The sequence below is a fragment of the Mycobacterium sp. NPDC003449 genome, from assembly GCF_053588415.1.
In genome coordinates this window covers 35,524-44,977 of record NZ_JBSFPX010000035.1, presented here as the reverse complement: position 1 = coordinate 44,977, position 9,454 = coordinate 35,524, and the positions used below count along the sequence as shown (strand labels likewise).

General features: G+C 66.0%; 15 protein-coding genes. 12 read left to right on the top strand and 3 right to left on the bottom strand.

What is annotated here, in order from left to right:
• The 3 genes from ACWDTP_RS12325 to ACWDTP_RS12315 all read right to left on the bottom strand — a co-directional run.
• On the bottom strand, positions 1-902 hold a 902-nt coding region (locus tag ACWDTP_RS12325; RefSeq protein ID WP_450019954.1), incomplete at its 3' end, for a hypothetical protein.
• A 39-nt stretch (positions 903-941) separates the two neighbouring features.
• Positions 942-1,781 carry a C40 family peptidase gene (locus tag ACWDTP_RS12320; RefSeq protein WP_450019953.1) on the bottom strand — a complete coding sequence of 280 codons (840 nt, stop codon included), beginning with the start codon at positions 1,779-1,781 and terminating at the stop codon, positions 942-944.
• Complete coding sequence (locus ACWDTP_RS12315; protein ID WP_450019951.1) at positions 1,765-2,550, bottom strand: helix-turn-helix domain-containing protein; 786 nt, start codon at positions 2,548-2,550, stop codon at positions 1,765-1,767. The genes ACWDTP_RS12320 and ACWDTP_RS12315 overlap by 17 nt, the downstream gene beginning before the upstream one ends.
• 146 nt (positions 2,551-2,696) lie before the next feature.
• Between ACWDTP_RS12315 and ACWDTP_RS12310 the strand changes: the two genes are divergently transcribed.
• The 12 genes from ACWDTP_RS12310 (at position 2,697) to ACWDTP_RS12255 (ending at position 9,168) form a co-directional block, all read left to right on the top strand.
• Positions 2,697-3,128, top strand: coding sequence for a WhiB family transcriptional regulator (locus ACWDTP_RS12310; RefSeq protein WP_450019949.1), 432 nt, complete (start codon positions 2,697-2,699; stop codon positions 3,126-3,128).
• A 38-nt stretch (positions 3,129-3,166) separates the two neighbouring features.
• Entirely contained in the window at positions 3,167-3,856 is a 690-nt protein-coding gene (locus ACWDTP_RS12305) for a hypothetical protein (protein WP_450019947.1), read from the top strand.
• The gene (locus ACWDTP_RS12300; RefSeq protein ID WP_450019945.1) at positions 3,853-4,158 is read left to right on the top strand and encodes a helix-turn-helix domain-containing protein; all 306 of its coding nucleotides are present in this window, start codon (positions 3,853-3,855) and stop codon (positions 4,156-4,158) included. Before ACWDTP_RS12305 ends, ACWDTP_RS12300 begins: the two co-directional genes overlap by 4 nt.
• Positions 4,155-4,430, top strand: a complete 276-nt coding sequence (locus tag ACWDTP_RS12295) for a hypothetical protein (protein WP_450019943.1) — start codon at positions 4,155-4,157, stop codon at positions 4,428-4,430. Before ACWDTP_RS12300 ends, ACWDTP_RS12295 begins: the two co-directional genes overlap by 4 nt.
• Entirely contained in the window at positions 4,427-5,062 is a 636-nt protein-coding gene (locus ACWDTP_RS12290; protein ID WP_450019941.1) for a DUF1643 domain-containing protein, read from the top strand. The genes ACWDTP_RS12295 and ACWDTP_RS12290 overlap by 4 nt, the downstream gene beginning before the upstream one ends.
• Positions 5,063-5,072: 10 nt before the next feature.
• Entirely contained in the window at positions 5,073-5,258 is a 186-nt protein-coding gene (locus ACWDTP_RS12285) for a hypothetical protein (RefSeq protein ID WP_450019939.1), read from the top strand.
• On the top strand, positions 5,255-5,506 hold the full coding sequence (locus tag ACWDTP_RS12280; RefSeq protein ID WP_450019937.1) for a hypothetical protein: 252 nt from the start codon (positions 5,255-5,257) through the stop codon (positions 5,504-5,506). Before ACWDTP_RS12285 ends, ACWDTP_RS12280 begins: the two co-directional genes overlap by 4 nt.
• Positions 5,507-5,765: 259 nt before the next feature.
• Positions 5,766-6,623 (top strand): DUF6551 family protein, encoded by an 858-nt coding sequence (locus tag ACWDTP_RS12275; RefSeq protein WP_450019935.1) that lies wholly within the window; start codon positions 5,766-5,768, stop codon positions 6,621-6,623.
• 22 nt (positions 6,624-6,645) lie between these two features.
• The gene (locus ACWDTP_RS12270) at positions 6,646-6,927 is read left to right on the top strand and encodes a hypothetical protein (protein WP_450019933.1); all 282 of its coding nucleotides are present in this window, start codon (positions 6,646-6,648) and stop codon (positions 6,925-6,927) included.
• Positions 6,924-7,631 (top strand): hypothetical protein, encoded by a 708-nt coding sequence (locus tag ACWDTP_RS12265; RefSeq protein WP_450019931.1) that lies wholly within the window; start codon positions 6,924-6,926, stop codon positions 7,629-7,631. The genes ACWDTP_RS12270 and ACWDTP_RS12265 overlap by 4 nt, the downstream gene beginning before the upstream one ends.
• Before the next feature lie 38 nt (positions 7,632-7,669).
• Positions 7,670-8,638 carry an alpha/beta fold hydrolase gene (locus ACWDTP_RS12260; protein WP_450019929.1) on the top strand — a complete coding sequence of 323 codons (969 nt, stop codon included), beginning with the start codon at positions 7,670-7,672 and terminating at the stop codon, positions 8,636-8,638.
• The gene (locus ACWDTP_RS12255; RefSeq protein ID WP_450019927.1) at positions 8,635-9,168 is read left to right on the top strand and encodes a hypothetical protein; all 534 of its coding nucleotides are present in this window, start codon (positions 8,635-8,637) and stop codon (positions 9,166-9,168) included. The genes ACWDTP_RS12260 and ACWDTP_RS12255 overlap by 4 nt, the downstream gene beginning before the upstream one ends.
• Positions 9,169-9,454: the final 286 nt, after the last annotated feature.

Genomic DNA, 9,454 nt, shown 5'->3' with positions numbered 1-9,454 from the left:
ATCGGCGTGGTCTGCCGTTCCTTCTTGTTGGTGTACCCCTGACCGTCAGGCCCTGCGGGAATGGGGTCGCCGTAGTCGAGGTAGAACATCGCCGAGGTGACGATGCGGTGCTTTGCCCACTGGTCGGAACCGTCTTTGTCGCGGCCCTCGAATCCGGGTAGCACATTGATTTCCGAGACCGCGGTCAGCGTCGGCAGCGTAATGGTCAGCACCGTGCCATCCAGCCCGGCGCAGACCCAGGCTTTTCCACCACCCGGGGTGAACGCATCTGTCGGCGGCGTGAGCGAGATCGGGTATTCGGCGGCCTCCACCTTTGCCGGCTGAATCACGCTGTCGGCCGTCACGTCGGCGGCCGGGGCGGGTGTCGTGGACTCAGCGGGAGAACTATCGGCCGCGCTCTGCGAAACGATATTCGAAACCGAATCGTCGTTTTTCTCTTTTTCACCCTTACCGGGAAGGATGACTCCTGCCACAACAACTACCGCCAACGGGATCCCAATCATAAGTGCCTTACGCCGATTCGCGCTGAGCGCCGACCATCCTTTAACCGAGCTCGCGCCAGTCACCGCCGAATCGGCGGAATCAGAACCGCCGTTGTCGGCTGGTATTTCATCGCCACTGGCGGAATCGTCCGAATCGTCGCCGAAATCCTCCACCTGATCCGCAGCGGTTTCAGGCTCGGGAGCTACCTGCCCGATGGCGGGCATTTCTAGTTTGTTCGCGCGGTAGGCCCGAATACGCTGCACGGCGGACATTTCCTGTGCACCATTGTCGATAGGCTCGTCGGCTTCTAGTGCCGAGTCCGCATCGAACTCATCGAGCTGGTGTGGCGCAGCGGTGTTTTTGTCGATCTGCGGCTGCGCCGGCGCATCGCCGCTCATCATCATGTCGCTAATATCCATTTCGGGGTTCTCCCCTCACGTATTCCCGAATGTGCGGATCTAAACCAACGGGCGTCGAATTGCCCACGTGTCACGCAATGGTGCGACACGCAGGTTCGCGCCGGTATACGGAGCTTCAACAACCTGGCCATTGCCGATGTACATCTGAACGTGCCCGGCGTGGGGGAACACGAGATCCCCCGGGGCGATCATCGACCGCGGCACGGGCGCGCCATCGTGGATCTGGGTGTAGGTGGTCCGCGACAGATTCACGCCAGCGTCTCTGTAGGCCGCCTGCATCAGGCCAGAGCAGTCATAGCCCCGTGGGCCGGTGCCACCCCATACGTAGGGCAGGCCGACCTTGGACAACGCAAAGCGGATCGCCCGCGCCGCGCGCTTGTTGGGTGCCGGCGGAAGTTTCGACGAGTCGATGCGCCCACCGCGCGCCAGCCGGTACCGCAGGGCCCGAATCAGTGCGCGCCGCCGAGCTGCCCGCAGCCGTGCCGAGGACACGGTCCGTTGGGAGGCATTGAGCCGGGCGATGCGCCGGCGGATCGCTTCGCGCTGCCCCATCGGGGTATCGGCGGCCGCGCCACGATCGGATTCGGCGGCGTCGAGGATCACCCGGGTGCTGCGTCGGGCTTGAGCGTGTTCGGCCTGGGCGCCACGCAGGATCTCGGTCAGTTGCCCGTCCGTGCCGGCGGTCGTGCGCAGGTTCGCGCGGGCGGTATCGGTGCTCTGGTGGTAGCGGTCGAGCGCGGCCCCGCTCAGGCCGGTGTTGTTGGCGCCGCGCAGTGCGCGCTCGGCGTCACCTGCGCCGGCCGCGGTCGGCTGTGCTGGACTTCCAGCAAACAGTTCGTGCGCGCGCCGCAGGACGGCGATCTCATCTGGGTTCGTCATCCTTGGCTCTGTCTTTGGTGGTCGCGATGAACGTCTGGATGAGTTCGACCGAGTCGCCTGGGATGGCGGTTTCGTTGCGCCAAGCCCAGACGTTCTCCGTGGTGGTGCCCAGCATCCGGGCAATGACCGAGTCCGACAGCGACGAGGCCGAGCAGGCGCGGTTGAACTGCGCTCCCAAACTGCGCGATTCGAGCCGGGACACAAGGCCCTGGCGTGTGGCTTCCAACGTTTGCAGATGACCCATCAGCCGATCGGCGTCACCGGGATCGGAATGGGCTGCGACTCGCCAGGAGTCCGCCGCTAATCCCTCCGCTTGAATACACCGGTCGATCACAAACGCAATATACGACTCATAATCCGGCGCCGTTTCCGATGGCAATCTGGTGATAACCGCGTTGAGAGCCTCGATCTGGGCTTCGGCATATCCCTCGATCAGCGCACTGGTTTCGCTGCGCCGGCCGACGACCAGACCTCCGCCGGCCGGAGGGTTCGCGCGGGTAGCGGCCGCCTGATCGGATGCCACCGACAGGATCTGTTTGAGCTCAGCATTGGGATCGTCGGCCACTTTGAGCCGCTCATAGGTGCCGCTGGGCAGGCCTAAACCCATCTCCACCTTGCGGATGGTGTCCTTGCGCGGTTTGCGGATCCCACGCTCCAGGTAGCTCAGCCCCATAGCGCTCACCCCGCTGGAGGCGGCAACCTCCTCCAGCGACAGCTCACGTGACTCACGAAGCGCGCGGAGCGCGGCGCCAGCGGCCTCTCGGTTCATCCGAGCACTCCCAACATGCACCGAATCGTACACATTCCTTACACATCTCACCTGCACATATACGCTTGTTCCCGCGTTCCCCTTGCGAGTGTCGCCGTTTATGCATACGCTTTCTTACACAACACGTACACATCAAGGGGGCTTGAGTGAACCAACACCTTCCATGCGCCAGCGATCCGGACCTGTTCTTCGGCGCACACACTGACCAATCCGGACCGTCCGTCGAGATGAAGCAGCGAGCCGCACACCTGTCCAAGGTCGCGCGCACCCGTTGCATTCGTGAATGCCCACTGGCCCAGCAGAAGCTATGCGCCCAAACCGCTCTCGACACCAACGCCACCTACGGCGTGTGGGCCGGCGTGCAGCTGCCCGGAGTGCAGACCCGCAAGATCCCGCAGCTCAACGCGGCCCGCGAAATCTTGCAGGGCATCGTCGACGGCTCGATCGACCCGAGCACTCATCCCAGCAACCGCGAGCTCTTTCGGGGTTCTCAGCTGGCCCTGCTCGCACCGCGCATCGGCCCTGACGCCCGCCAGCTCTCCATCGCCGGCGCCGCCAGCACAGCCGTATCCGCCTGACACAACCCGAAACCTCAATTCCGAGAGGTAGAGCCACCATGGCTGACCATCGCGCTATCACCGTCCCCGGCGTCGACGACTCCGAAATCGATCCGAAACTCCGCGTGGCCCATTGGGACGCAATCGCCCTGCTCGACGCGGGCTGGCAGCTGCGCCGACTGCGCTACGTACCGATCACTGGTGCCGGCATCGTCGAAGCGCTCACGCCCACCCATCGTGCGGTCTCGATCTGCAGCACCGACCGCAACCACGGCGTGCACCTGCTACACATCCACATCGCCAAACGCCTGGCCGCAGCACTGGCCGACTTCGGCCAAGCCAACCAGCACGACCACATCGGAGATCTGGCCTGGTTGGTATCCCGCCACCCCAACGCCGGTGCCCGGCCCGCACTCCCCGCTCGTCGTGACCCGATTCCCGACGACAAGCTGCTGCGCCAGCCGCCGAACCTGCGGGCCGCATTCTGGCTGCTCGCGGTCCTGATCTGCGACTACGGCTGGACTGTCACCGACCTGGGAGATCCCATGGTGCACGGAGGATTCACCGCGGCCATTCCCAACGACGTCACCGCCATCTTCCCAGGCGGCATCCCCGCCGACGGCAGCGCAGCCACCGCCTTGGCCCGACTTCTGCCCTTGCTCGATCAGGGCAGCCTGCATTACCTGCAGCACATCAACAAAGCCGACCTGCACCGCGCCCGGGCCGCCGCCCACCTGGCCAACTCATGACCCCTCGTAAGCGCCAGAACAACAAGGGCCTGACCGCAGACGGGATCGCCGCCAACCTGCGTCGATCCCGCGAGACCGGCAAGCGCCAAGCCGACCTGGCCCGCCAAGCCCTCACCCACCTGCAGCAGCACGCTCAACCTGACGCTGACACGGCGCGCTGGATCGCGGTTCTGCAGCACCGCATCGACAACCCGGAAGCCACCTTGGCTGAGCTCGGCATGACCATGACGCCGCCAATGACCAAGGCCGCCTACGCAAGTCAGCTGCGCCGACTTCTACCCACCGTCGAGGCACCGACATGACCCGGCCAGGAACCAACTTCGCCCTGCGTGATGCCCTGCTGGAGCTGCTGAGCAGCGGTCGCGCCGTCACCACTGCCGAACTGCGCACCAAGATCACCGAAGCCGACGAATTCGCCGAAACCACCAGCGAAGCGATCTACCGGCACCTCGACGCACTCGCCCGCCGAGGCGAGATCCAGCGCGTGCGCGCCCGCAACAGCGACCGACGCCACGTCTACTGGACCCGACGCGTAACCGCGGCCTCGGCGCTACCGACCAGGGAACTGCGATGACCCTCGCACTCGACTTGCACTGGCCAGGAACCGCCCCATCCAGTGCCGACTTCTCCGAGGACCGCACCTACCGCTACCGGCTGACCCGCTGCTGGGACCACACCCTGCCCATGGTGGCCATCGTCGGACTCAACCCCTCAACCGCCAGCGAGCACCGCAACGATCCCACGATCCGCCGCGAGATCTCGTTCGCCCGAGCTCTAGGACACGGCGGCCTGCGCAAGTACAACCTGTGCGCACTGCGCTCCACCGATCCCGCCGCCCTGGCCACCCATCCCGATCCCATCGGGCCCGCCAATGACGACTACCTCGCCGAGATCCCGCACCGCTACGACCTGGTCATCCTGGCCTGGGGCGCCGGAGCCGACCCGGCGCGCGCCCGGGCCGTGACCAGCATGCTGTGGCGAGGCCTGCGCGAATCCGGTGGCGCACTCGGCGCACTCGGCTGGACAGCAGACGGACAGCCCCGTCACCCGCTCTACGTCCCCCGGGCCACACCACTGCAATGCCTCACCGCAGACGGTCACCCCGACTCCCTCGACGTCGATCCGCGCTGGCTCCAGCTCATCGCCGACACCACCGACATCGACAGCCACACGGCCACACCGGCAACCACCACATCCCGCGCCTGAGGAGGCAGTCATGGTGATCGGTACAAAACCACACGCACCCGGCCTGATCAGGCGTCACGCCGCCACCGCAATCGTGATCACGGCGTTCATCGTGATGCTTGGCCTGATCGTGGCACTGCAGTGCGCCGGCCCCAGCGCCGTCGCCGAGCTGTTCAACGCCAACGCCGCGGTGACACCGGCAGGAACTACATCATGACCGCGGTCCTGCCAGGCACGCCCAGCACCAACGAAAACCCGGCGGCACTCGAACAGCTTCGCGCACTGGCCACCGAAATCCGGGCCCTGCACGAAGTCATTCCCATTCCCGGCGGCGCCACCATCTGCGATCACTGCTGCCGCAACCGGCTCTCACACCGCACCTTCGCCTGCTACGAGTCCCACAACCACCGAGCGCTGCGCAGCCCCTGCCCCACCCTGCAGATCCTCGACCAAGCAGACCTGTGATGACCAAGCCAGCACCAATCCACCCCCTGTCGGCCGCCGCGGTGCCGACCTCACCCCCGCTCACGCGCCACGAGGCCTACCGCCAGTTTCTGTGCGTCGACTGCCGCGTCCGCCCCTATTCGGCAGGCCGGCCCCGCTGCAACAGCTGCCACGAACTCCACGTGGCCGGGACTCCATTCATCTTCGACGAAACCGCTATTTGTGCACCGCCAGAAAGGATTTCAGCATGACAACGACCGAAGTAACCCAGGCGGCCACCGTGGCGCGCGGCACCTTCATCGACGCAGTCCGTGTCGATGAGCTGTTCGTCGACCACACCTATCAGCGCGAGCTCGACGCGGCCCGGGCGCACAAACTCGCGGCCGGGTGGGATCGTCGGCTGGCCGGCGTAATCGAGGTCAGCGACCGCGGCCCCGAACACAGCCCGCGCTACGCCGTCATCGATGGCCAGCACCGTATGCAGGCTGCCAAACTGCTCGATCCAGCACCCTTGATGGTCGCCACGATCCACGAAGGCCTCTCGGTAGCCGACGAAGCCCGCCTCTTCGATCGGCTCAACCGGCAACGCCGTCAACCCACCACCTGGGACCACTGGCGCGCCCGCAAGAGCACCGCAGCCGTGGAGGTGGTCGAACTCGAGGCCGTCGTCAACAGCCTTGGCCTGCGCATCGACAATGCTCCGACCGAGGGAAACGTTCGCTGCACTGCCACCCTCGAGAAGCTCTACCGGCTCGGCGGCGCTGACCTGGTACACGAGACCCTCAAGCTCATCGTCGGCGTCTGGGACGTTCGGCGCGACGCCTACGACGCACCCATCGTCGGCGGCCTGGGCCTGGTCCTGCACTACCTGCGCGAGCCGATCGACCGACAGCGGCTCGCAGACACCCTGCTCGGCGCCCTGCCGGTGCAACTCACCACCCAGGCCGTGATGCTGCCCTCAGGCACCAAGCCTGTTCGCGTCGCGATCGCGATCATGGAGCGCTACAACCGCAACCGCCATGTCCCCGGCCGCGCGATCCTGGTCAGCCCACGCACCTTCGGCGGCGGATCCCGCAACGCCCGCTCGGCCCCTGCAACGACCGAGGCACCTTCAAACAACCTCAGCCGCACGGCCTAACCCGGAGCGGAATGAAGAACCAATGAGCCTCGAACTGGCCACTCCCCCAACACTGCTGGACTTCACCGACCGTTCACAGCGTGAACACCAATGGGTCGATCAGCGCGACACAGTGTGGGCATGGCGTGACCCCACCGAATCGCCCGGCGGCTATTGCGGCTGGCACTACTGGGACTACAGCAAGAACGGCCACGGCGGATGGGTCTGGTGCGGGCTCTCGATCCACCTCCACGGACCCTTCGATGCCGTCTCGCCAGACCAGGAATACGACGACTACGACGGCGGGTGGGTGATCCACGTATGAGCACGTCAACACCCGCGATCCGCACATCCGACGCACCGAAATTCGACCACCACGAGTGCATCGAGGTGGCCTGCACCGACTGCGGAGAATCCCTCGGCGAAGACTGGACACTGCACTTCGAGTCGATCGCCCAAGCCCTCGCATCGATCGCCGACGCTGAATGGACGATCACCGACGACCACGTGCGCTGCCTGGCGTGCACCGACCGTCACGGCGACGACAGCGCCGACCCCGGCACCTCCACGGTGATCGTGTTCAAGTGTGAGTACTGCTGGCCACCACTGTTTTCCGATAACGCGCTCCCCCTGAGCTGCCAGTGCGACCAACAGCGGGCCATCCCCGAACACCGCGTGCATGTTCCGTACATCAGTCGTGCCCACTGCGCATTCACCACACGCTCCTGCGTCACGCTGACCTGCGGAGAGTGCGGCAATCCGGTCAATGACGACGACGAAAGCGAACCGCACCACAGCTCGACGGAAAAAGCGTTGGAGATCGCGGCCCGCGACTACGACTGGCTCGTCACCGACGTGCTGGTCTGCTGCGCACGGTGCGCCAAAGGCCGGGCGTGCACGCTCACCGGCCACCAATTCCCCGAGCACCCCAACCACGTCACGGCAGGCGGAATCGAGATCCGCTTCTGCGTCAACTGCGACGAGACAGTCAGCAATCCGGTCGGCGACCGCGATCAACCCTGGCTCTAACGCCAACGGTCGCCACGAAAACAACTGGGGGTCAACGAATGTCAAAGCAGACATCAGTCCAGCGCGAAGGCAGCCCCGTCATCGTGCCCACCGACGACGGCGTCGACCTCGCCGTCGTCGATTGCGGACCCCGCCACGCCGAACACGAACTCGTGCTGTCGCATGGCTGGTGCCTGGATAAGACCAGCTGGGATCCACCGATCCAACACTTGCGGCGGCGCTACGGCAACCGCATCCGGATCCTGACTTACGACCACCGCGGCCACGGAAACTCCACCTCAGCACCGATGTCCACCTACCAACCCGAACGGCTCGCCGCCGACCTCGGCCACGTGCTCAGCGCACTCAACGTCAATCGACCGATCATCGGCGGCCACTCGCTGGGCGCGATGGTGGCCCTCACCTACGCTGGCCTGCCCAAATCCAGCCGAACCGTCCACCCTGCAGGCCTGGCCCTGATTGCCGCCGCCGGTGGCCGGCTCACCGAACGCGGGCTGGGACGCCTGCTCGCTGCACCCGGCCTGGGACTGCTCGCCGAGCTCGTCAACCACGCACCGCACCGGGCGGCCGACGACGTCATCCGCACACTGGTCCGGCCCGCCTGCGAGCTCATTGCCCGGGCCCGCAGGCTCTGTAGCGCAGAACGTGCCGCGCTCGCGACGGCGGTAGTGGAAGCGGTACGTACCGCCGAGTTGGCCACTGCCGTCGGATATCTGAAGTTCCTGCGTGAGTACAGCACTCTGGCCACACTCTCCTCGATCACGGTCCCCACCGTGGTGCTCAGCGGCGGCCTGGACCTGCTCACCCCAGTCGCCCACGCTCACGAACTCGCCGACGGGATCCCCGGTGCCATCCACCACCACCTCCCCCAGGCCGGCCACATGTTGCTCTGCGAGGCACCGCGCGCCGTCGCCGACGCCATCGACACCGTCATCACCCGCTCCACAGCTGCCGCGCCGCTGCCGGCCGACCTGCTATTCGCCACCCCTGCCTTGGAGGCGTTGTGAACACCACCGCACCGGCCACCGTCGCCGCCCAATCCGGCACCGCCAAGCCGCGCCAGGTCCGCATCAAACACCGCGGCTGGACTGTCCTGGTCGACAAGACAACGGGAACGGTCAGCGTTCCGCCACAGGCCCTCACCGCCGACATCCACGCCGAAGATCTCGCGGCGTGCCTGGCGCAGGCCCGAAGCCACCTGCGGCCACACCAGCCGCCACCAGCCGACGATTCACCCCCACAGCCAACCGCCGCCGACATCGCCCAGACTCTTCGCGCCGGCGGCGTCATCGCCACCAACAGCTGGCATCCCTACCACTACGACATCTACGAATGCACCCGTCAGGCCTGGGAAGAAGCCGATATGACCATGCCCTACAGCTGCCTGCTCAACGCGCTGCGCGCGGTCTTGCCCGCCGGCGCCACACTCGCCGACTTCAACGATGAGATCCGCCTGACCGGGATCGTCCGCCTGTACACCAACGCCGCCAACCGGCTGGTAGCGCCCGCAGAGCGCGACGTACAAGGTGCGGCATGACACCGGCCACAAGCTCCGCCCCAGCCGATCGGGTGACTGTGATCAACCACCGGACTCGCACACGCACCAGCCGAAACACCAGCATCACCGGTAACCAGTCCCTGCTGGCCCTGACGGCACGAACAGCCCGCGCCCGATACGGAACACGACAGCGCCCACCGTTTAGCGACCGTGAGCGCCATTCAGGGCGCAAATGACCACTTCCCCGGCTGCGCGGCCCCGGCACCGCCAGGTGCCCGCGTAGCCGTGTCATTCCAGCTCCAGCGGCCAATGGCGTGGTCGCATG

Bases quoted from the DNA above. Each gene is read 5' to 3' on its own strand.
- ACWDTP_RS12305 (WP_450019947.1), top strand. From the start codon at position 3,167: ATGGCTGACCATCGCGCTATCACCGTCCCCGGCGTCGACGACTCCGAA.
- ACWDTP_RS12295 (WP_450019943.1), top strand. From the start codon at position 4,155: ATGACCCGGCCAGGAACCAACTTCGCCCTGCGTGATGCCCTGCTGGAG.
- ACWDTP_RS12265 (WP_450019931.1), top strand. From the start codon at position 6,924: ATGAGCACGTCAACACCCGCGATCCGCACATCCGACGCACCGAAATTC.
- ACWDTP_RS12280 (WP_450019937.1), top strand. From the start codon at position 5,255: ATGACCGCGGTCCTGCCAGGCACGCCCAGCACCAACGAAAACCCGGCG.
- ACWDTP_RS12315 (WP_450019951.1), bottom strand. From the start codon at position 2,550: ATGAACCGAGAGGCCGCTGGCGCCGCGCTCCGCGCGCTTCGTGAGTCA.
- ACWDTP_RS12270 (WP_450019933.1), top strand. From the start codon at position 6,646: ATGAGCCTCGAACTGGCCACTCCCCCAACACTGCTGGACTTCACCGAC.
- ACWDTP_RS12285 (WP_450019939.1), top strand. From the start codon at position 5,073: ATGGTGATCGGTACAAAACCACACGCACCCGGCCTGATCAGGCGTCAC.
- ACWDTP_RS12320 (WP_450019953.1), bottom strand. From the start codon at position 1,781: ATGACGAACCCAGATGAGATCGCCGTCCTGCGGCGCGCGCACGAACTG.
- ACWDTP_RS12300 (WP_450019945.1), top strand. From the start codon at position 3,853: ATGACCCCTCGTAAGCGCCAGAACAACAAGGGCCTGACCGCAGACGGG.
- ACWDTP_RS12260 (WP_450019929.1), top strand. From the start codon at position 7,670: ATGTCAAAGCAGACATCAGTCCAGCGCGAAGGCAGCCCCGTCATCGTG.
- ACWDTP_RS12290 (WP_450019941.1), top strand. From the start codon at position 4,427: ATGACCCTCGCACTCGACTTGCACTGGCCAGGAACCGCCCCATCCAGT.